This is a genomic window from Oscillospiraceae bacterium MB24-C1, from assembly GCA_030913685.1.
In the GTDB taxonomy this organism is placed as follows: domain Bacteria; phylum Bacillota; class Clostridia; order Oscillospirales; family Ruminococcaceae; genus Yanshouia.
The window spans coordinates 1592597-1615100 of the sequence record CP133187.1; the positions used below are offsets into that span (position 1 = coordinate 1592597).

Consider the following 22504-nt stretch of genomic DNA (forward strand, 5'->3'; position numbering starts at 1 on the left):
GTCCACCCTCAAACCGCTTGATATAAAAAAATAGAGGTGGAAAGCAGCTTCCCCCTCTATCTTTCTCTTAAACGTGAGCGCTCTTACGCCTCTACCTTGACAACTTCTTTGCCCTTGTAGAATCCGCACACGGAGCACACTCTATGCGGCATTTTCAGCTCACCGCACTGGGTGCACTTGGAAAGCGCAGGAGCATCCAGCTTCCAGACACTGGAGCGTCTTTTGTCTCTACGCGCTTTAGATACCTTTTTCTTCGGAACCGCCATCTTTACAGCACCTCCTTAGCCTTTCAGCAAATTTTTCAAAATGGCCATGCGGCTGTCACCCGATTCGGGCACGCAGCCACAATTAGTTGAGTTGAGATCCGCCCCACAGACAGGACACAACCCTTTGCAATCTTCTTTGCAAAGGAACACCTGCGGTAGGGAAAGTTGAAGATCCGCACCTGCGATCTCATCAAGCGCAAGAACCCCATCCGGGGCGGTTAAAAAAACGTCATCGAGCTCTACATCTTCAAGGCTAGCCACCACAGTATGGGTGAATTCCTTTTGAAAATTTTGCTCTGACTGCATCAGACAGCGATCACACTGAAAAGGCATCTTGCCGCTGATTTGGTAGCGCAGCGTTACAACGCCGGCACGGTTAAAAACCTCTCCCCTGACCGCCAGTGCATCAGGAAAAAGCTTTTCGCCATGCCTCATAACCCAAGAAAGGTTAATATCGCCCGCAAAATCTTGCTTTTCACCGATGATGTCCAAAACCTGTTTGATCGAAATCTGCATGGTTCTCTCCTCATCTTTGGCTTTGCGTCCACCATTAGGGCGCAAAAAATATAATTGTAACGCGGGCGTTACCTGATTATTATAGTGTCCAGATTTTTGTTTGTCAATAATTTTTGCGCCGAAAACCTTCGTTTCCGACGCAAAAATCGCACAAAGTGTTTAAATCTGGTATTGGCGGATTCTTTCGGCAAGCTCTTCCGGCTCGCAGGAAACTGTAAAGACAATGGTCAATCCGTTGGCGGAGGTCAATTTATACAGCTTATCAATCATGTCAGCGAACCGCTCCTGGTTCTTACCGCAGATCCTAAAGGTTGCGTCGCAGAAAATATCGGTAATGTCATAGTTGCCGGCCATCAGTCCGCAAAGGAAGCCATAAAGCGCATCATAATCGCTGATTCCGTACTGCTCAACATCCACCAGACGGACCTGATAGTTGAGGTCATAGGTCAGCTGAATACCCTTTTCTACGCAGACTACGTTTCCGTTTGAGGTTTTGACCGCATCGTTCGCCATCTGGATCATGGCCTTGGTTTTTCCGGAGCCTTTGTGTCCAACGATAAGCTTTATCATGATGTATTCCTCCCAGATTTTGGTTACTCATCCTTTTGGATCAGCTTCCACGTTTATTTTTGTAATGCCGGCTCACCGGTTTTTAATAGCCCGGCTTACCCAGCAACGCAAACATATTTTTTTTATAATCCTCAACCCCCGGCTGATTAAATGGGTTTACATTCAAAGTATAGCCGCTGACACCACATGCGTATTCAAAGAAGTAGAGCAACCAGCCATATTCATAGGGCGTTCTTGCGTCGAGCGACATCATAATCGAGGCAACGCCGCCTTTGTGGTGCGCCATGGCAACAGCTTGCCGTGCCTTCTCCTGAATTTCTGTCAGCGTCATGCCAGCAAGATAATTCAAGCCGTCTAAATCGCTCGCTTCACTTTGCATGGTGGCTGACGCGCTATCCTCTTTAAAGAACAGCACCGTTTCAAACAGATTGCGGCTGCCATCCTGGACGAACTGGCCCAATGAATGCAGGTCTGTGGTATAGGTTGCCGAGGCTGGAAATAGCCCTTTGTGATCTTTTCCTTCACTTTCACCAAAGAGCTGTTTAAGCCACTCAGCCGTCATGGTTAGGCAGGGGTCCCACCCGCAAAACAGCTCAATTGCACAGCCCTGACGATATAAAATGTTTCTGGCTGCCACATACTGCAGGCAGGGGTTTTGCCAAAAGTCTGAACCATTGCAGACCTGTCTTGCATCGGCAGCACCTTCGATCAGACGACTAATGGAAATGCCCGCCACCGCCGCAGGCAGCAACCCAACGGGCGTCAACACCGAGTATCTACCGCCTATGTTGTCGGGAATGACAAAAGTCTCAAACCCCTCTTGATCGGCCATGGTACGCAAGGCGCCATGTGCCTTATCGGTAATCGCTACTATGCGATGAGCCGCTTGCTCACCATAGCGCTTGAGCATTTCTTGCTTAATGAGGCGAAAAGCCACTGCCGACTCGGTCGTAGTGCCGGATTTTGAAATAACAATAACCGACAGCCGTTTGCCCTTACATATCCTTAACACCTCGACAATATGAGAGGCCGAAAGATCGTTGCCCAAAAACCAAATATTGGGGGATTCGTTAGGGAGGCTGTTGTATAACGGAGAAATCAGATATTCAATGGCGGCGCGTGCCCCGAGATAGGAGCCACCGATACCCACCACCAGCACAGCGTCACTGGTTTCACGCAGCCGCTCTGCGCAGCGAGTCAGCCGAAGTAGATCATCATCAGTGTTGATTGCCCGTGGATCCATCCAACCAAGAAAATCATTTCCAGCTCCGTTTTCTTGCCGCAGCGTCTGCTGTGCCGCTAAAATCTCGGGCGCTATTGCTTCAAAATTTTTTCGAGTCACAAAGGGCTCAATGAAATTAAAATTAAGTTCAATCGGCAATGCTGTCACCCCTTGTTGATTTTTAAACAACCGATCATTTAAATTAACACGTCTTAGTTAATTTAAGTTTATTTTACACGAAATCTCGCCCGTTTTCAACCGCAAATCTATTAAATTTATGATAATATTAAAAACCAGGACTATTTTTTAATTATATCCATTTGGAGGGATTATCGTATTTTCCAGGATGTTACCCGCAGGGACTATACGAGTAGCAAATGGCACCCTCTATGTAACACCAAGCGCTAAACCGCGAAAATATTTTCTTCAGAAAGTATGTTTTAACGCATGCGGGTCAGCTCCGTCCAAATTAACCCGAGCGCTGAACGCAGGTCCATTTTATCGACTGGTTCGGCTGTAACCACATCATATTCACAGATGATAACCCCGTCAAGCATCACCCGTATCGTTCCCGCATGGGTGCCCTCGGCAACAGGCGCTTCAAATTCTTCCACCATGCTCTGCTGCTGTGTCAGCGCAGTTCCGCGCCCTTTTTCGACCAGCATTTGTTTGGGCGCACAGCTTTTTAGGTTCACCTGCTGGCGCACACCCCCTCTGACCTTGAGTGGCGTAATAGGGGGTTCAGGTTCCGGCACAGGTTTCGCTTCATAATTGGCAAATCCGTATTCCAGCAGACCACGCGCCGAGCCAAAGCGCTGGTCGCTAGTGTCGGAGCCGAGCACCACTGCGATGAGCGAAAGATTATCCCGTGTGGCAGAGGCTGCCAGACAGGAACCTGCGCCATCGGTTGTGCCGGTCTTTAGTCCTGTTGCCCCCTTAAAAAAGCGCACAAGCTTGTTGGTGTTTACCAGCTGTGTCTCTCCGTTGCGCAAGCTGTCCATCCAGATGGTGGTATATTCGATAATTTTCGGGTGCTTTAAAAGCTCTGCGGACATGGCTGCAATGTCACGTGCTGTGGTTAGATGCCCGTCGGCATCTAGCCCTGTGGCGTTTTTAAAGGTGGAGTTGGTCATCCCTAGTTCCTGTGCTCGCGTATTCATCAGGTTGACAAAGGCTTCCTCACTGCCTGATACATGTTCGCCGAGCGCCACAGCAGCGTCGTTAGCACTGGCGATAGCCGTCGCTTTTAGAAGCTCGTGTACTGTCATCTGCTCACCCGGTTCAAACCAAATCTGTGTGCCACCCATCGAGCTGGCATGCGGTGAACAGGTCACGGTGTCGTCAAGGCTTATTTTGCCCGAGTCAATCGCCTCCATAACCAGCAGCATGGTCATTATTTTTGTAATAGACGCCGGTGGCATAAGGGTGTCCGGTTCCTTTTCAAACAAAATTTTACCGCTTTCTGGCTCGATTAATATCGCTGAGCGGCAAGGAATATTTGTGTTTACCAGCGCTGCCGCAGGCAGGGCCTCTTCTTCCTGTACGCCCATCGCGCCTAGTGGCAGGGCGAACAACAACATGGCAGCGCAAAGCAATACCGCCACCGCTTTCCTTTGTCTTTTTATTAGTAATTTCACCTTAAAAAGCACCTCACATCTCTTTCCGAACGGCTTATTTACGCACCTTTTGCTGTTTGGATTATATGCGTTTGAACGGGGCAAATATGCGGTGGGCCACCGCAAAGACGGCGTAAATCGCCTCTTGCCGCAAGAACAGGCAGTCGAAACAATTTCGGCCGCCTGTTTTTATTCCCAAATACGGTACAACGCCTTGCCTTTTGTGGTCATGTTGTATATAATGATTACGAATTATTTGTACGTTTTATTTGTATGTTGTGCGATTAGGAGGCCATGATGCGCGCTAGATTTATATCGCTCGGTTGCAAGGTCAATCAGTATGAAACACAGGCGCTTGAAGGACTTTTTGCGCAGCACGGTTTTTTTACTGAAACTGATGGAAAAGCCGATTTGGTAGTTATCAACTCCTGCACTGTGACATCATTGGCTGACCGTAAGACCCGCCAGATCGTCAGAAAGTTGCGGCGCGAGCTACCTGATGCCGTTTTAGTGCTGACCGGCTGCATGCCACAGACCTCGCCCGAAGACGCCGCCGCACTTGACGAGGCCGACATCATCACCGGTACCAAAGATCGCAGCCAGCTGGTGGCACTAGTGCTCGACTATTTTAAAACCCGCCGGCGAAAAGTGGAGATTGCACCATATGCGCCGGACGAGCTATTCGAACCTTTGAGCGCTGAAAAATTCGATGACAGTTTTCAGCGTGCCTACCTTAAAATTCAGGACGGCTGCGATCGCTTCTGTGCCTATTGTATTATCCCATATGCCCGGGGTGGCATACGCTCCCGCTCGCTGGAGCAGATTACAGCTGAAACGCAAAAACTAGCAGATGCGGGCTACCATGAGATCGTACTCACCGGCATTAATATTTCGCGCTACGGGTCCGATTTTGGCGCTTCGCTGCCCGAGGCTGTCCAAGCCGCCGCCTCGGCGCACGGCAATTTCAGACTGCGCTTAGGTTCGGTCGAACCCGACCTGCTAACCGAAGCGGACTGGCAGTTGCTATCAAAAATCCCCGCGCTCTGCCCACACTTTCATATTCCGCTGCAATCGGGCTGCGATGCCACACTGCGTCGCATGGACCGACACTATTCCGCCGATGACTTTATCGCAACCGTCGGTAAAATCCGGCAGCTGTTTCCAAATCCGTCGATCACCACCGACATTATCGTCGGCTTCCCCGGTGAGACTGACGAAGAATTTGAACAAACCTGCCGAACCGTCGAGCGCATTGGCCTTTTGCGCGCGCACATATTTGAATACTCCCCTCGAATCGGTACACCTGCAGCGGCGATGGAAAATCAGATTCCGCCGCCGGTTAAAAAGCAGCGAGCCAGAAAACTGGCTGATCTATGCACATTAAGCGGCGCGAACTTTGCTAGCGCCCAGATTGGGCGCAGAGCACGTGTGCTGTTGGAAGCGACCGGAGGCGGCTATAGCGACAACTATTTATATGTGAATGTTCCTGACCGAACCGGGGTTTTCGTTGGCGATTTTATAAACGTTTTGCTCACTGCGTCGGACGGCGCGGCCTGCACTGGCGTTTTAACATGTGATTAGATAGGAGTGGACATTATGGCAGTATTTCGGGTATTCATCGAGAAAAAGCAACCCTTTGCCGTAGAAGCACAGGGAGTACTGAGCGATTTGCATGCCGCGCTGGGCTTGGAGAGCCTTAAAGCCGTTCGCATCTTAAACCGCTACGACGCAGAGCATATCTCCCCGGAGGATTTTGCCGCCGCCAGAATGACGGTATTTGGCGAACCTCAGGTCGATATTGCACACGATACGCTCCCTGCCGCAGCAGGATGCGTGTTCGCCGTCGAATACCTGCCGGGGCAGTATGATCAGCGTGCCGATTCCGCCGCGCAGTGCATCCAGCTTCACACCCAAAAGGAGCGCCCCCTCATCCGCTGTGCCCGTGTGTTTATCTTGGAGGGAAACCTCTCTGAAGAAGAGTTTGCAGCTATCAAACAGTATCTCATCAACCCAGTAGAAAGCCGCGAGGCGTCGCTGGCGAAGCCCGACACGCTGGAGACCGACTACCCAACCCCACCGGACGTTACGATACTCACCGGCTTTTGCCGCGCATCCAATGAGGAGCTGGCTCAGATGGTCGCACAATACGGCCTTGCAATGGAATTGGATGACCTGCAGTGCTGCCGCGATTATTTCATTAGCGAAAAGCGAGACCCCACTTTTACTGAGTTGAAGCTCATTGATACCTATTGGTCGGATCATTGCCGCCACACCACTTTTTCAACCCAGTTCGACCATATTTCTTTTGAGTCGGATGTTGTTAAAAACGCTTTTAAGCGTTACCTTGACCTGCGCGTCAGCCTAGGGCGCGCCGATCGCCCCATCACACTGATGGATTTGGCTACCATTGGCGCAAAGGCTTTAAAAAAACGAGGCCTACTCCCCGACCTCGACGAGTCGGAGGAGATCAACGCCTGCTCGGTCAAGATCAAGGTGGATGTCGACGGTCAGGACGAAGACTGGCTCTTAATGTTTAAAAACGAGACCCACAATCACCCGACCGAAATTGAGCCGTTCGGCGGCGCGGCCACCTGTCTGGGCGGCGCAATTCGCGACCCGCTCTCGGGCAGGAGCTATGTCTATCAGGCTATGCGTGTTACGGGTGCCGCAAACCCGCTCAAACCGATTTCTGAGACAATGCCAGGCAAGTTGCCGCAGCGCAAAATCGTCACGCAGGCGGCGGCGGGCTACTCCTCTTATGGCAACCAGATTGGCCTTGCGACCGGTTTGGTTCACGAGATATATCACCCGGGCTACGTGGCAAAACGCATGGAGGTCGGCGCAGTCATCGCGGCCGCCCCGGCACAAAATGTGGTGCGATCCAGACCTGAGCCCGGCGACATTGTATTGCTGCTCGGCGGAAAAACGGGACGTGACGGCTGCGGCGGTGCAACAGGCTCTTCCAAAGCGCATTCGTCCGAAAGTCTCCTGACTTGCGGTGCCGAGGTGCAAAAGGGCAACGCCCCCGAAGAGCGTAAGCTCCAGCGCCTATTCCGAAACCCTGAAGCATCCAGAATGATCAAGCGTTGCAACGACTTTGGCGCGGGCGGTGTGTCTGTCGCCATCGGCGAATTGGCTGACAGTTTGGACATTGATCTTGATGCTGTACCAAAGAAATACGAGGGTCTGGATGGCACCGAGCTTGCCATTAGCGAATCGCAGGAGCGCATGGCCGTCGTACTCGACGCTAAAGATGTTGAACGCTTTTTAGAAATTGCCAAAACCGAAAATCTAAGCGGCGTGCCAGTAGCCAAGGTGACCGACACCGGCCGTATGACTATGACCTGGCGCGGAAAGACCATTGTCGATCTCTCCCGCGCGTTTTTGAACACCAACGGCGCGCAAAAACATGTCTGCGCCCGCGTGGCCGCCCCCGCTGCCGAAGTTGCTGCGGCGGAATATCTTTCGTTCACCGAACGGCTGCGCCGCATGGCAGTCGATTTAAACGTCTGCTCACAGAAGGGTCTGACTGAGCGCTTTGACGCCTCCATTGGTGCCGGCACCGTGCTTTTCCCCTTCGGTGGAAAATATCAAGAAACGCCCATTCAAGCGATGGCCGCGAAAATTCCGGTACTACACGGCGAAACAGACACCGCATCACTGATGGCCTACGCTTTTGACCCCTATATCTCGAAGCGCAACCCCTATGCTGGCGCGGTCACGGCCGTGTGCGAGTCGATCGCGAAGGTGGTCGCTGCCGGAGGCTCGAGAAAGCACTGCTGGCTTTCGTTCCAAGAGTATTTCGAGCGGCTGCGCCACGACGATATCCGCTGGGGCAAGCCGTTGTCCGCATTGCTCGGCGCACTGGACGCCCAGATGGCGCTGGAATGCGGTGCAATCGGTGGTAAGGACTCGATGTCCGGCAGCTTTGAGCATATTGATGTTCCGCCAACACTTATCTCTTTTGCCGTTTCGGTCTCAAAAGCTTCGCGCATTATCTCTCCGGAGTTTAAAAAGGCAGGTTCTAAAATTGGCTTGTTGCTGCCCGCGGTAGATAGCCACGGCGTGCCCGATTTGAACAGCATTCGTCAGATGCTCGATGGGCTTGAAGCGCTGATTGCTGCTGGCAAGGTACGTGCGGCATGGGTCTGCAGCATGGGCGGCGTTGCGGAGGGCCTTTTCAAAATGGCGCTGGGTAATCGAATCGGCGTCAAGCTCTGCGACGGTTTTTCGGACGATTTTTGGTTTAATCGCCAGACTTCAGCCATTATTATCGAGTGCGACGAAATTCCGGCCGGAGCCGTTAAAATCGGTGAGACCACCGCTGCGTTCTCGCTCTCTTGCAGCCATGGCAACATTGATTTGAACGAGATTTTCGCCAACTATTCCGAAAAGCTTGAGCCGGTATACCCCTATCGCCTACCCACGCCGAAAATCACATTGAACACCTATGCAGCCAAACCTGCCGACACGCGCACTGCACCCGCCATCAAAGTGGCAAGACCGCGCGTGCTGCTACCGGTTTTTGCGGGTACCAACTGTGAATATGATACCGCACGCGCCTTTGAGCGCGCAGGCGCCGTCACCGAAACCTTTATTGTACAGAATCTCTCGGCTGCAGACATTGAATATTCTGCCAAGGAGTTTGAACGCCTGATTCGGGAATGCAATATTCTCGCTGTGCCCGGCGGCTTCTCGGGGGGAGATGAACCGGACGGTTCAGGTAAGTTTATCACGGCCTTTTTCAGAAATCCGCGCATCGGAGAGGCAGTCACTGATCTTCTTTCTAATCGCGACGGCCTGATGATCGGTATTTGCAACGGTTTCCAAGCGCTTGTCAAGTTAGGGCTTGTACCCTTCGGCAAAATCATTGAGCCGGATGAAAACGCGCCCACCCTCACCTTTAACCGCATCGGACGCCATCAGTCCAAGTTGGTCACCACCCGCGTCTGTTCAAACCGCTCTCCCTGGATGATGTATAACGCCGTCGGCGATCTGCATACCATTCCGGTCTCACATGGAGAAGGGCGTTTTGTCGCCACACCAGAGCTGATTGCTCAGTTGGCTGAAAACGGACAGATCGCTACTCAATATGTCGACCTTTCTGGCGCACCGACGTTGGACACCGAGTATAACCCCAACTTCTCAGAGTGCGCTATCGAGGGCATTACCTCTCCGGACGGTAGAATTTTTGCCAAAATGGGCCATTCCGAACGCATGGGCGAGAATATCCATAAAAATGTGCCCGGTGCAAAAGATCAGAAGCTCTTTTTGGGTGCTGTGCATTACTTTACAAAATAATTTCTTAATACATGCCTTGAGCCGCAGGATGGTATACCATCCTGCGGCTACATTTCTTAATATTATACTTAAATAATTCGATGATTTTTTGTTATTGTTAAAATTATTTTAAAATATGATATAATTGGAAAAACACTTAAAATACATCGTTGTGTAGAAATGGAGTCCGACTATGTGGAGATGTACCTGCGGATATCAAAATTCAGATATCGGAAACTTCTGCGTTGCCTGCGGTACCCCTAAAACTGCGGCGATTTCAGCTCAGCTTGCAGATGATGTCGCTTGGTTTTACTACAAAGGCAACCATCGCTTTGGGCCCGCTTCTTCAAATGAGATTGTCGGATTACTGCAATCGGGTGAGCTTAACCGAAACACAATGGTTTGGAAAGCGGGAATGAACGACTGGGTTCCGTTACACCAGACGGCGCTAGACAAAAAACCGTTTGGGCGCTTGGATTTGGACTGTTTTCTTACTGACGCCGGTCTATCTTTTTATTAGATCCAGCGAAGTTGGGGGAAGATATGGTTATGCCATCGCCTGGTGCATTGTGTATGTCTTCTCTATTTTTATTTAAGCTGCTACCTTTTGAAAGCTAGAAATTGTCTGAAAAACACTGATATGGAAAGCCGGCATGGCCGACTGGGTCCCCTTAAATCATACCGCGCTCAACACGTGGCAACCGACGTCGTGCCACCTATTCCGCCGAAGGCAGTCAAAGTACAATATGCGTGGGCACTGGCGCCGGTTCCTTTCTTATGGTCCCTTCCTACCCCGTATCAATATAACAGGCTTATGCGTGACGCTAATTTTAAATTTAGCAATAAATTGTATTCTTAGTATCGAATATTGAAGAATTTAAAAGACAGGAAATGACCCCGGGAACTGGATATGGATTGGATTTGCCCTTGTTCCTGTTTATCTGTTTGTGCGAGCATCAAAAGTCAACCGAAAATATGGCTATCCATCACCGAAATTATACTTCTTTTCCTCAGTATCTTTATTGCTGCTGATTCGGCGCTTTAACAGGGTTACAAAAAAACACCGGGACGCACCCGGTGTTTTTTGCTATACTTCACTTTTTAGGCTCAAATTTGAGTATCTTTTCAAATACCGCTGTCATGCGGGGTGAAATGGCTCTGTCCACATGATCCATACCGAAATACCAGTGCTTGTAGTTGACGGTTTTCGCAACATCCGACAGAAAAACCCCCAGCGCGTTAATCGTCTGCCGCTGCGTATCAATGAGCCCCAGCTCAAGGCGCGGGTTGTGGTGGGTTATGATAATATCCACACCGCTTTTCACCTTTTCAACCGTGCGTCGAGCCGCTTCTATCTCGGAGGCCATGGGGAGCTCGCCACGCCACCAGTTGACGCCCTCTTCACGTTCGTCGGCATCACTGCTTTCGCCACCACCCATCCCAAAAACGGTAACGCCGTCAATTGTGAACAGTTCACCGCGCTGCATCCAAAACACGTTTTTGGCAATGCGGCGCACCTTTCCGCCGCAAAACTCCTCCAACGGATAGTCGGAAAGCAAATCAAGATTATCGTGTGTACCTTCAACAAACAGAATGTTGCAATCCAATTTCTCGAGCTTTCTCAACCGCTTTTTTTCCTGCTCCGAATTGTCCCAAACAAAACCAAAATCGCCGCACACCAAAATATGATGCCGGTATTTGGGGAAGATAGCCTTGAACTGCTTGAAGCGGGTGATGTCTCCGTGGGTGTCTCCCGTGATATAAATCATGTCTGTTCACACCTGTGTCATTATTTTTTGGCAGCTGCTATTGCAGCATCGAGATCTGCCAAAATATCCGCTGCATCCTCAAGTCCAACCGAGAGGCGAATGGTCTGCGGGCTGATGCCAGACCGTACGAGCTGCTCATCAGAAAGCTGGCTATGTGTGGTGGTGGCTGGGTGAATGACCATTGAGCGTGCATCGCCTACATTCGCCACGTTCATCAAAAGCTGGAGCGAGTCGATGAACTTCGCGCCGGTTTCACGGGTGCCCTTTAATCCGAAGGTCATGACGCCACCCGCACCGTTGGACAGATATTTCTGCGCCAGCGTATAATAGGGGCTGGTCTCCAACGCAGGGTAATTAACAAATTCGATATCGGGGTGCTGCGCCAAGTGCTGCGCGACCGCCAACGCATTATCAGAGTGCTTTTTCATACGCAATGAAAGCGTTTCCACTCCATTGAGGCATATAAAAGCGTTAAAGGGTGAGAGGCAGGCACCAATATCACGCAGAATCAGCGCGCGCAGGCGGGTGGCAAACGCCACGTTACCAAAATCTCTCGCAAACACCATCCCATGATAGCTTACATCGGGGGTGTTGTACTGCGGGAAGCGGGGATTGTCCTCAAACTTGAAGGTGCCGGCGTCCACCGCGATTCCGCACATCACCGTGCCGTTGCCGCTTAAAAACTTGGTGGCGGAGTGGATGACGATATCCGCGCCATGTTGGATGGGGCGGCAAAGCGCCGGCGTGGTGAAGGTGGAATCGACAATCATCGGGATTCCATGCCGGTGTGCGATAGCGGCAATCGCTTCAACATCCGCCACATTGGCATTAGGGTTGCCGACCACCTCGACAAAAAAGGCTTTGGTCTTGTCGGTGATGGCGTTTTCCCATTCCTCAAGCTTAGCAGGGTCGACAAACTTGGTCTTGATGCCAAGGTTTCCAAGCGTGACGCCCATCATATTGATAGCGCCGCCGTAGATACATATAGACGAGACGATTTCATCTCCGGCTTGCGCCAGGTTTAGAAACGTACTGAACATAACACCGTGCCCAGAGCTCATCGCCACCGCGGCAACACCGCCGTCGAGCGCAGCCACCCGCTTTTCAAGTACGTCCACTGTGGGGTTGGAAAGACGGGTATAGATATTACCCGCGGCCTTCAGTTCAAAAAGCTGCTTGGCGTATTCCACACTTTCAAACGCGTAGGCATTGGTCATATAAAGTGGTGGTGCCACCGAATGCTGGTCGCTGTCGGGCTGGTAGCCAGCGCGAACGGCAAGTGTGTCAAAACCAAAGTTCTTTTCTGCGTTCCCCATAAGAAAAACCTCCCGTATCGGTTTAAAAAAATATGGTTTTTTGCTATAATAGTTTAGTACATACCATCATATCACATTTGGAGGAGATTTTCATGAAAAAGTTTTCCGCTTTTTGCATCACGCTGCTCCTCTGTCTTGCAACACTATGCACACAGATATCCGCAGCGTCTTATAACCCGTCGTTTGACCCGGCTGCGCAGGCGGTTTATCTGATAAATTTGGACAGCGAGATGATCATTTATGAGAAGGACGCCGATAAAAAGATCGAGCCCTCGTCGCTGGCACAGTTGATGACCGTCGTGCTCACGCTTGAAAATGTCAAAAACCCCACAGAGGAAACGGTGACGATGAAGGGCTACATTCAGGATGAAATGAACCGCCAGTATATCAAGCTTGGCGGCATCCGACTGGCGGGCCTTTATAAAAACGAAGAGATATCAGTTGAAAAGCTGCTGTATGCCGTCATGCTGCGTGACGCTAACGAGGCGGCCATGATGCTGGCCGACTATATCGGGGACGGCTCGGTGCCCTATTTTGTGGAGCTGATGAACAAGCGCGCGACCGAGCTAGGCATGACGAACACCCATTTCACCAGCCCATACGGCCTGCCCGATCCGGAATCTTTCACCACTGCTCGCGATATAGCGTTGCTGGGGCGGCACGCCATGACGTTACCGGGCTTTTCAGAGCTGATATCGGTGACGGCCTATGACGGTGGCCCCACAAACATCAACGAACACCTTAACTGGAGTAGCACCAACCGTCTGCTGGTAAGCAGCTCGCCTTATTATAACCGCTTTGTCTCCGGCATCAAGAGCGGTTATCATCATACGCTTGGGTCTTACGCCGTCTCACTGGCCAAGCGCGACGGTTACAGCTACCTGCTGGTGGCACTGGCGAGTACCGGCGTGGATGAGTCCGGAAAAGATAATTCAATGTTTTCGGTATTTCAAGAATCAAACCGGCTTTACGGTTGGGCTTTTAATACCTTCAGGGTGAAAACGTTGCTAGAAAAGGGAAAGAATTTTGGTGAGGTGCCGCTCAAGCTTTCGTGGGGAAAAGATTTTCTGCGCATCATGAGTGCAGACAACTACACTGCGCTTATCCCTGATGCGATTGAATCCTCCAGCATTCAGTATACCCTTGATTTGCCCCCCTACGTCAACGCGCCAATCAAAAAAGGTGATCTGATCGGGCAGGTGCGTTTAATTCTAGCTGACGAGCAGATCGGCGTGGTCGGGGTGGTCGCTGCCGAGGATGCCGATGTCTCTCGCGCGCTGCTGCTGCTTGAAACGCTGCTGGGCGTCACAAGAACTTTCTGGTTTAAATTTATTGTTATTCTACTAATTGTTTTAATATTAATTTATATTGCATTGATGATTATTCGCAACCGAAACCGTCGGCGTTACCGCGGGATGGGGCGATAACACCGCATTAAAGGAGTTTATAATGGATTGGACCGAGCTGAGTATCACCGTCCCCACGGCACAAGCTGAAGATGCTTGTGCTATTGCACAGATGGTCGCGGGAGGCGGCATTTACCTTGAAGATTATTCCGATCTCGAAGAAAAAACGTTGGAGATTGCGCACATTGATTTAATCGATGAATCACTCATCAAAAAAGACCGCAGCAAAGCGGTCATTCACCTTTATTTATCGCCAGGACAATCCCCGGCCGAAGCACTTGCCTATATCGGCAGCCGATTGGACAACTGCGGTATACCTTTTAGCGTTGACACCACCGATGTGCGTGAGGAAGACTGGGCTAATGCATGGAAAACCTATTACCACGCCATCGCCCTTTCGGACAAGCTGGCCATCTGCCCTTCTTGGGAGCAGTATACTCCAGCACCCGGGCAAAAGGTGATCTGCCTAGATCCCGGCATGGCGTTCGGCACCGGCACGCACGAAACCACCCGGCTATGCCTGTCGCTTTTAGAGGATGCGCTGCAACCGGGTATGAGCATGCTCGATGTCGGCTGCGGTAGTGGCATACTTGCCATCTGTGCAAAGCTTTTGGGCAGCGGGCGAACCGTTGGTGTAGATATTGATGAGGTTGCGGTGCGGGTCGCCAAAGAAAATGCAGCGCTCAACAACTGCGGGGATATCGACATTTTGTGCGGCGATCTTGCCACCGACATCGAAGGTTCTTTTGATGTGATTTGCGCTAACATTGTGGCCGATGCCATTTTGCGCTTGGCAAAGGATCTCCCGGCGTTGATGCATGAAAAGAGTGTCTGCATCGTCTCAGGTATTATCGACACCCGCTGCGCTGAAGTGGAGCAGGGCTTAATGGCCGCTGGGCTGACCCCCGTGCGTAAAGCACTGCAAAATGGCTGGGCTGCCATCGCCTGCCAAAAGGCGGTGTAGCCTATGCCAAGATTTTTTGTAGACGGTCTTTCTGAAACGGTCGTCATAACCGGCGAGGACGCCCGCCATATTTCTAAATCGCTGCGTATGACAGCGGGCGAACCACTCACTCTTTGTGACGGCAAAGGGTTGGAGGCAAAGGGTGTGATTGTCAGTTTGTCGCCCGACGCCGTCTCGGTGCGCCTCGGCGAAGCTGCCACCTGCATCGCCGAGCCTCAAACACAGATTCGCCTTTATTTGGCTATGCCAAAGGGCGACAAACTCGAACTGGTTATTCAAAAGGCGGTCGAGCTTGGAGCCGCCGAAATCGTGCTGTTTCTTTCTTCACGCTGCATCTCCCGTCCTAAGGGAGACGATGTTGCCAAAAAGGTGCATCGTCTGCAAAAAATAGCCAACGAGGCCGCCAAACAGTGTGGCCGGGGTATTTTACCGTCGGTACGTGGAATCCTTTCTTTTGCTCAGGCGATAAAAGAAGCGCAGCAATTTGACAATTGCTTTGTACTATATGAAGGAATGTGCAAGCCATTGCGTGCACAGCTGCCAAAGCGCGGTGCGACACTTGCGTTGCTTGTCGGCAGTGAAGGCGGGTTTTCTGTTGAAGAAATTGCGCAGGCTACCGAATGCGGTGTACGCACTGCATCACTTGGAAAACGCATTTTGCGATGCGAAACAGCGCCTATTGCAGCACTGGCTGCCGTAATGTTTGCTCTTGGTGAAATGGATTAGTTTTATTTGCCAAAAGCTTCTATTTATATTACAAACTTTACAGGACAAACTTTTATAAGCGAGATTTTTCTCCCGCTAATGTTCCCAAACGGAGGGGTAAAATGAAACGGAATCTGTTTTTTCTAACGGCGATGATATTGTTGCTTTCAGCTACTCTTATCATCAGCGGCTGTGCGGCCTGTGGCCGGGATTTGACTGGATCTTCTATTCCACCCAGTTCAAGCATGGTCCCCAACCCTGTGCCGTCCACACCGCCCAGTACCTCGTCGGTCCCAAGCTCCCCTAGCACACCTAGCTCCCCGAGTTCGGGCAGTTCTACCGGATCATCTTCTGATTTGCCCGCGCTAGCGATGAGTGCCGATTTCTTACAAATCGGCACTCTGGACAATAAATCGGTGCTTTGGGGACCGGGCACCCATCAGGACGCTCTCGGGCGCTCTACTGCTTGTATAGGTCTGCAAGATCAATACGAGAAGTATGGCGCGTATTTTATTGCGCCAGAAACAGAAAACACCGTGACCCTTTCGTTTGACCAAGGGTATGAAAACGGTTATACCGCGCCAATTCTTGACACGCTTAAAGAAAAAGAGGTTCGGGCTATCTTTTTTTTAACCGGCCACTATGTCCGCAGCCAACCCGAGTTGGTACAGCGCATGATAGATGAAGGGCATATTTTGGGCAACCATTCTGACAGCCACAAGGTTTACTGTGAAGAGCTTAGCATTGAAGAATCATTTGAGGATGCCAAATGGATGCAGGACTACCTGAGAGATAATTTTGATTATGAGATGCGGCTATTTCGTTTCCCAGAAGGGAAGTTTTCTGAACAGGCGCTTGCTCTGATGCAGCAAATGGGCTATAAGAGCGTTTTCTGGAGCTTTGCCTACAGCGACTGGGACGTTAAAAACCAGCCGTCGCCCACCGCGGCGATGGAGAAAATTATGAAATATCTGCACCCCGGCGAAATTATGCTGCTGCACTCAGTTGGTTCGACCAACGCAGAAATTTTGCCCCAAGTCATTGATACTATACGCGACAAAGGCTATATTGTCGCGCCCTTTGCCTCCATCGACCAGCCTCCCCCCTTATCGTAATTTTAAAATTTAAATAAGGCCGCACCCTGTCGGGCGCGGCCTTAAATTTACGATTTTTATTATTCTTTATCGGCAGGTTCTTCCGGCGCGACTGGTTCTGTGGTTTCTTCAACCTCGACCTCTACAACCTCGACAACCGGAACGGTGTTATCCTCAGGAATGTCTGTCGCAACGCTGTACTCCGCAGTATCACGCTCGTTTTTATGTTGTTCAATCTCAAGATCTAGGTCGGCAATCTGCTGCATGAGCACATCAATGTCACGGCAGTAATCCAGCAATTCCTCCGGCATCGTTTCGCCGGCTTTGACCTTGCTGTAACAGTACCGCCCAATTGCAGCATAAACACCTTCTATCTGACGCTCAAGCCCAGCTCTGTCAATGCCCAGCTTTGCAATTTGAACCTGCTCGCCAGCCTTTTTAGCGGTGGTGGAAGCGATGTTGCCAATAATTTTACCGAATTTTTCAAATCCCATTCCAATATTCCTCCTTGTTGGTAGTCGAGCCGATAAAACCGATTTTGTTTGATTTTAAGTATAACATATTAGAATATAAAGTGCTACTACTTATTTTTATTATTCTACCTCCATTCGCTTCATGAACCGCTGCGTGGAAACACCATAAGGACGATTAAATCGGCCCAGCGATTGCAAAACCTCAGGATCGCCGGTGATGATGTTTACCTTTTCGCAGCAAGTTAGCATGGCGGTAAAGCCCATCTCCTGCAAAATCGGTATTGAATCTTTGCTGATATACCCAAAAGGATAAGTGAAGGTCGTGGGCACAATACCACAGTATTCTTCCAACAGCGATTGAGCTTTGCCCACATCGTTTATCAGTGCCACGTAATAATCGGCATCGCTTTCGCCAAGCTTTTTCTTAGCGCCCTTACGAATATCCTTTCGGTGCATATCGTAGGAGTGATTGCCTATTTCGACTCGACCGGTATTGGTTAACGCATCAATATCCTCCCAACACAGGTACGCATAGGCGGGGTTGGGATCCGGCTTCTGAGCATAGCACTCACAATAGCTGCCCACCACCGAGACGACTGCCTTCATATCGTATTTTTCTAAAAGAGGTAGCACGTAGGTCAAATTATTGAGATAGCCGTCGTCAAGCGTAATGATAATCGGTTTTTCCGGCAGCGCCTGACCCGTTAATACTGCATCGGCCAGTTCTGAAACAAACATGGTTGTATAGCCATGCGCCTTAATGTAAGCAAAATCGCTTTCGATAGTCTCGGGTGGCACGGTATAGGGACCAGCCAGAGACTTATCCTTGAGCACACTATGATACATAACAATTGGCAGCGCCACCCCATCTGCGCCCGCGGCCGCCGAAGCGGGCAGCGCCACCGACATATGCAGTAGCAATCCGGTCATCAGTAGGCAGTATATTGCCCGTGCGCGTACCGAAATGCAAAAAAATCTACGCATTCATGCTTCACCCGCCAAGAGCCAGCGTCACCGCCTGGCCAAACTCAAGATCGGCTCTCGAAAAGAGGATAAGCACCTGCTCAAGCAACAGCGGAGGCAACCTAAGAAGCTCTTCGGTTAGATTATCTATCAGCCTGTGCCGCGAAAATTCGCCCAGCGAACGCAAATATTGCTGCACTTGGGTAAAATCGTCGCCGCTCTTTTGAGCCGGAGCTGGCACATGCTCGATACCTGGAATGATATTTTCCGGTTGGAACCGCGCACAGTTAAGCTCGGTCTGCACATCATCCGGTAGCCTTTCCAGCGTCAGCAACCCGATGCGCTGAAGCTTAAACTGTTCTGTTGGCCAGATAGCTGTCGGATCAAAGGGGTCAAAAGATAATGAAGCAAACTGTTCTGGTTCAATAACCTGAATGCTCAGCTCATATTGTGGACGTTCACCCGCCTGAAGGCTGATAGACAAGTCGCGCGCCACCCCATCGGGGTCAGAGCCTGCCAGCTCTTCCGATTCAAACCGCGTCAGTGTTTGCGGGCGCTGCCGCGATAGCCAGCGCGGGCGTACCGCACGGCGCTCATTCTTGGCGTTCACCCAAATACAGGGCAGTCCGTAACCATCAATTGTGCGATAGCTGCCGATGGTACCCAGATCGGAATAAAGCCACATTGTACCGTGCAGCGCCTCCGGATGGGTCACAAGAAATTCCCAAAACGCCGCGCGGGTGCGCAAACCGGTTTTTGGGTTGGCTCGCGAAGCGGCACAGCATTCGGTCAACGTGTTTTCAGTCGTTCCCACCGAGACGGGCAGATGCATGCCAAACAGGTCATACTCTCCCTCACGGCAAAAGAACTTGACCGTAAAGCTGCGTCGACATCTTATCGCATCAGCGCTGCCCATTGGCACATCGGCAGCGAATCGCACCAGTGTTTGAACCGCCTCTCCCGGCGTCTGCATAAAAGAGGCAAGGGTATATTTGCCCATCCGCTCATAGGGGCGAAAAACGCCGTAAGCACCTGCGTCTTTTTCAAATTCGGTGTGCGCTATGCAACCGGGCTGTTGGGTTTTGACTGGCGCAAAAGCCCGATCATTTTTTATTGGTTCAGGCTGCTGCTCTGGCAGGACAATTGCCATGCTTGATGGCGGTGCGGTTGCTACGGACGGTGTCACAATAGCTTGAGGCTTTTTCTCAGCATTGCTGTCCGTAGCCAATTGTGGTGTAGGCGCAGGCGCTTGGGCAACATCCTCCTTTAGTTGCGGCAACATTTCGGAACTGTTTTGGGGTACATTTGGGAGCACAGATTGCGTCTCTGTTATGTTTTCTGTCATCATTACATTTGTCATGGGCGCGCTTTCTGAGGTTATGTCAACTGGTTGCGGCAACTGTAAAGCGAGCGGCTCCGGTGAGGTTGCATCAACTGGTTGCGGCAGCTGTAAAGCGGGCGACTCCGGTGAGGCTGCGTCAACTGGTTGCGATAGCTGCGAAGTGGGCGGCCCCGGTGAGGTTGCGTCAACTGGTTGCGATAGCTGCGAAGTGGGCGGCCCCGGTGAGGTTGCGTCAACTGGTTGCGGTAGCTGCAAAGTGGGCAGTTCCGGCAATGTGGGCGGCTCCGCCGGCTGCAACGGTTCAACAAATATTTGTAGTTCATCTTCCTCACCCTGTGTTGACGGTTCAATAGCCTGTTCCCCAATTTCAACTTGGGCATCGGGCCGGGGTATCTGGGCTGTTGGCAACAGCATAATAGGTGGTGTCTCAACCATAACTTTTTCGCGGCGGCCCTCAGGCTGCACTATAATTTTTTTGTTTTCTAATATAGTTTGTGTCGTCGGCTGTCTTACTTCTACCTTGGGCGGCGCGGCTTGCTTTTGCTCCGCCACTGCTGAAGTTCGATCCATTCTGCCTTTTTCAGAAGTTTCGAGATTTTGGGCCAGTGTTGGCTTGCCCGGCGGGGTTGCCCGCTGATAACGTAGCAGCTCTGCACGGTATCGTTCCATCATCGCTTCCAGCGATGCATGATCAAAGTCATTAGCAGTTGGTCTTTGCACGACGCCTCAGCCTCCTTTTTTGTTCTCTCAAAAGTATATGAGGCATCGCCGTGTAAATATTAACTCTTGTGTGACATTTCTGAGTCTTATTGCCAAGCCGTAAAAATTATCGTGTAATTAAAACTTTGAATTAGGGTTTTGGGCATGCAAAAAGGGCCGCATTTTTGCAGCCCTTTGCTTTTTAGGTCATCTTATTTCTTACTCATTACGGACATGGGGTCGATGAATTTGCCGTTTTGCTTGCATTCAAAGTGTAAATGCGACGGCATAAGGCTTTCAGCGGGGATATAGCCGACAAGCCCGACCACCTGACCCAACTTGACCGAATCGCCTTCTTTGACCGAAAGCTGTTTGGCTAGGCCACAGTAGTTGGTAACTACGCCGTTTGAATGCGTAATTTCTACCACATAGCCCCAAAGCGCATCTGAACGCACAGCCGTCACCTTGCCCTTGGCAGCTGCTTTGACCGCTGCACCCTGTTCAGCTGCAATATCAACCCCGTTGTGGGTGCGCCAGTCGCCCAGTGTCTCACTCTTAACCAGTTCGCCATTGGAGTAGGGTGTGAATACTTCCCCCTCAATCGGCATGGTCAAGGATAATTTGGCTGATGACGCCGGCACGCCGGACTGTCCTGAGCCGGTGGATCGCTCGGCAGGCTGACTCGAAGAGGATTGCACCTTTGAGGAAGAGGAGGACGGTTGCGATGATTCTATTTTGACGCCGTCTTGTTTTCCTGCCGCCTCCTCCAGCTGAGGGAAGTTCCATTCATCCGCTGCTGAATGTTGGCGCGTTATCGTACTCGACTGCGCCGGGGGTTGAACGGTTGCATCTCCTGTACTGGTTTCCATCGCGAGATAAGCCGCGGTTCCCGCGCCCGCCAGACAGAAAGCCAGCACAACATAAAAGCCTTTACCACTTAAAAACCCTGTAAATTTATTTTCGGAACGATCAGACATCTTTTGCACCTCCGACCTTATTTTGAGCGAAACATGTGCCGGTTATGCTTTGCTTTTTTAAAAAAGAGAATTATAGTTGCATTTATTTAGCAGACCATCTAATCTGATTTTATAATGCCCCAAAAATATTTAAACAGTAAGTGTGACAACCCATTTTTATAAACAAACTGCCGGCTGAGCATCTTGTGGTTGGCGCTATCGTTTGTCACACGCGCAGAAATCCCCGCTCGATCTTTAGAGCACCTTTCTGCTCACGAAAAGGCGGCACCCAAGATCAAATGATTCTCATGGCAACAACGCATAGCTCAGATAGGCATTTTCAGCCAAAAAAAGCGGAGCAGCGTTGACAAATGTCTCCGCTGCTCCGCGTAAACGCGATTTTTCATTTTTAGCGCGTTATCAGGATAAAATAACACCCCGCAATGCCGTTACCTTCCCCGTATAAAACCCCGTCCTAGACAGGTGGGTGAGCGCCCACAAACATCGCGCTCCCTTCTTCCACGCAACCCTCAGGGGGAAGGCGGGAGGTCTGCACTAGTCTGCTGGAGACACTTAAAGCCCTAAATTTATGCTTGTCGGATTATAAATGGAAAAGGATGTCGTACATCGCAGGGTATCGTAATGTTATCTTATGACCATAAGACGTAATTATTCTTCGTCAATAAAATCGTAGTCCTCGCCAAGGCGTTCCATAAACATAGCTGAAATGCGGTTGAATTCCGCTTCATCCTCGATGGCCTCAAGGAACTCCTCTACGCCCTCTGCAACAACCTTGAGCACCACAAGCTCGCCCGGGTCGGACAGCAGCTCGTCGGGATCCTCTATCACTGGAATAAGGGCAAGATACTGGACGCCGTCCTCCTCCATCATATCCACCACTTCAAACTCATGTTCAACGCCATCCTCGTCAACGAGGGTGAGGACGCCTTCGCCCGATTCGCAGCCGCAGCCGCAAGCGCAATCTTCTTCATGGTCGTGACCACAGTTGCAATGCTCGCTCATAATCTATTATGCTCCTCTCTTTTTCTAGCTATAGTTTACGCTATACGTAAACGAAAGTCAAGAAAAATGACCTTTGGGTATTTTATGCAAATTTATTTTATTTTGTTGAAAATAGTTGACTCTTTTGTCTTTGTATGCTATAGTAAAGATACAGAAAAGTCAAATGTAAAATCTAACAATAATGAAAGGGGGCGATTCCAATGTGCAGCAAAGAGCCGGTTTATCCCGTTGGCGCTGTTGCTGTCGGTTAAAGTATTGGGTCTGTAAGAACGTATCTGCTTTTTAGAATCTTCTTTAACGCCAACATACTATTTGTCATAGCAT

The 22504-nt window shown here is 50.6% G+C and carries 19 protein-coding genes and 1 other RNA gene; 7 read left to right on the top strand and 13 right to left on the bottom strand.

What is annotated here, in order from left to right:
• Positions 1-83: 83 nt before the first annotated feature.
• From rpmF to RBH76_07670, 5 genes are all read right to left on the bottom strand, one after another.
• Positions 84-266 (bottom strand): 50S ribosomal protein L32, encoded by a 183-nt coding sequence (gene rpmF, locus RBH76_07650; GenBank protein ID WMJ82615.1) that lies wholly within the window; start codon positions 264-266, stop codon positions 84-86.
• A 15-nt stretch (positions 267-281) separates the two neighbouring features.
• Entirely contained in the window at positions 282-782 is a 501-nt protein-coding gene (locus RBH76_07655) for a DUF177 domain-containing protein (GenBank protein ID WMJ82616.1), read from the bottom strand.
• A 159-nt stretch (positions 783-941) separates the two neighbouring features.
• A complete protein-coding gene (locus tag RBH76_07660) occupies positions 942-1352 on the bottom strand; it encodes an ATP-binding protein (GenBank protein WMJ82617.1) in 411 nt (136 codons plus the stop codon).
• 82 nt (positions 1353-1434) lie between these two features.
• Positions 1435-2742 carry a glucose-6-phosphate isomerase gene (locus tag RBH76_07665; protein ID WMJ85217.1) on the bottom strand — a complete coding sequence of 436 codons (1308 nt, stop codon included), beginning with the start codon at positions 2740-2742 and terminating at the stop codon, positions 1435-1437.
• Positions 2743-3014: 272 nt separating this feature from the next.
• Entirely contained in the window at positions 3015-4211 is a 1197-nt protein-coding gene (locus RBH76_07670) for a D-alanyl-D-alanine carboxypeptidase family protein (GenBank protein WMJ82618.1), read from the bottom strand.
• Between the two features lie 276 nt (positions 4212-4487).
• Here RBH76_07670 and mtaB point away from each other — a divergent pair, with 276 nt between their 5' ends.
• The 3 genes from mtaB (at position 4488) to RBH76_07685 (ending at position 9990) form a co-directional block, all read left to right on the top strand.
• Complete coding sequence (gene mtaB, locus RBH76_07675; GenBank protein ID WMJ82619.1) at positions 4488-5771, top strand: tRNA (N(6)-L-threonylcarbamoyladenosine(37)-C(2))-methylthiotransferase MtaB; 1284 nt, start codon at positions 4488-4490, stop codon at positions 5769-5771.
• Positions 5772-5786: 15 nt separating this feature from the next.
• Positions 5787-9491 carry a phosphoribosylformylglycinamidine synthase gene (locus RBH76_07680; protein WMJ82620.1) on the top strand — a complete coding sequence of 1235 codons (3705 nt, stop codon included), beginning with the start codon at positions 5787-5789 and terminating at the stop codon, positions 9489-9491.
• Between the two features lie 172 nt (positions 9492-9663).
• A complete protein-coding gene (locus tag RBH76_07685) occupies positions 9664-9990 on the top strand; it encodes a DUF4339 domain-containing protein (protein WMJ82621.1) in 327 nt (108 codons plus the stop codon).
• Between the two features lie 574 nt (positions 9991-10564).
• Here the strand turns inward: RBH76_07685 and RBH76_07690 are convergent.
• Together RBH76_07690 and RBH76_07695 are read right to left on the bottom strand one after the other, a co-directional pair.
• Entirely contained in the window at positions 10565-11239 is a 675-nt protein-coding gene (locus RBH76_07690; protein ID WMJ82622.1) for a metallophosphoesterase, read from the bottom strand.
• 20 nt (positions 11240-11259) lie between these two features.
• On the bottom strand, positions 11260-12555 hold the full coding sequence (locus RBH76_07695; GenBank protein ID WMJ82623.1) for an O-acetylhomoserine aminocarboxypropyltransferase/cysteine synthase: 1296 nt from the start codon (positions 12553-12555) through the stop codon (positions 11260-11262).
• Between the two features lie 92 nt (positions 12556-12647).
• On the opposite strand from RBH76_07695, the gene RBH76_07700 reads away from it, so the two are divergent.
• The 4 genes from RBH76_07700 (at position 12648) to RBH76_07715 (ending at position 16745) form a co-directional block, all read left to right on the top strand.
• Positions 12648-13982: a serine hydrolase gene (locus RBH76_07700; GenBank protein WMJ82624.1), complete on the top strand. Its 1335-nt coding sequence runs from the start codon at positions 12648-12650 to the stop codon at positions 13980-13982.
• A 22-nt stretch (positions 13983-14004) separates the two neighbouring features.
• Positions 14005-14925, top strand: a complete 921-nt coding sequence (gene prmA, locus RBH76_07705; protein ID WMJ82625.1) for a 50S ribosomal protein L11 methyltransferase — start codon at positions 14005-14007, stop codon at positions 14923-14925.
• Between the two features lie 3 nt (positions 14926-14928).
• Positions 14929-15651 carry a 16S rRNA (uracil(1498)-N(3))-methyltransferase gene (locus RBH76_07710; protein WMJ82626.1) on the top strand — a complete coding sequence of 241 codons (723 nt, stop codon included), beginning with the start codon at positions 14929-14931 and terminating at the stop codon, positions 15649-15651.
• Between the two features lie 101 nt (positions 15652-15752).
• Complete coding sequence (locus tag RBH76_07715) at positions 15753-16745, top strand: polysaccharide deacetylase family protein (GenBank protein ID WMJ82627.1); 993 nt, start codon at positions 15753-15755, stop codon at positions 16743-16745.
• A gap of 59 nt (positions 16746-16804) precedes the next feature.
• Here the strand turns inward: RBH76_07715 and RBH76_07720 are convergent, their stop codons facing one another.
• The 6 genes from RBH76_07720 to RBH76_07745 all read right to left on the bottom strand — a co-directional run bounded on the left by RBH76_07720 (position 16805) and on the right by RBH76_07745 (position 22180).
• Entirely contained in the window at positions 16805-17218 is a 414-nt protein-coding gene (locus RBH76_07720) for a hypothetical protein (protein ID WMJ82628.1), read from the bottom strand.
• A 99-nt stretch (positions 17219-17317) separates the two neighbouring features.
• Positions 17318-18181: a polysaccharide deacetylase family protein gene (locus RBH76_07725; GenBank protein WMJ82629.1), complete on the bottom strand. Its 864-nt coding sequence runs from the start codon at positions 18179-18181 to the stop codon at positions 17318-17320.
• A gap of 7 nt (positions 18182-18188) precedes the next feature.
• The gene (locus RBH76_07730) at positions 18189-20222 is read right to left on the bottom strand and encodes a catalase (GenBank protein ID WMJ82630.1); all 2034 of its coding nucleotides are present in this window, start codon (positions 20220-20222) and stop codon (positions 18189-18191) included.
• A gap of 191 nt (positions 20223-20413) precedes the next feature.
• Complete coding sequence (locus RBH76_07735; GenBank protein WMJ82631.1) at positions 20414-21178, bottom strand: M23 family metallopeptidase; 765 nt, start codon at positions 21176-21178, stop codon at positions 20414-20416.
• Between the two features lie 410 nt (positions 21179-21588).
• Positions 21589-21796, bottom strand: a non-coding RNA gene (ssrS, locus tag RBH76_07740) — 6S RNA.
• Between the two features lie 30 nt (positions 21797-21826).
• Entirely contained in the window at positions 21827-22180 is a 354-nt protein-coding gene (locus RBH76_07745; GenBank protein ID WMJ82632.1) for a DUF1292 domain-containing protein, read from the bottom strand.
• Between the last annotated feature and the right edge of the window lie 324 nt (positions 22181-22504).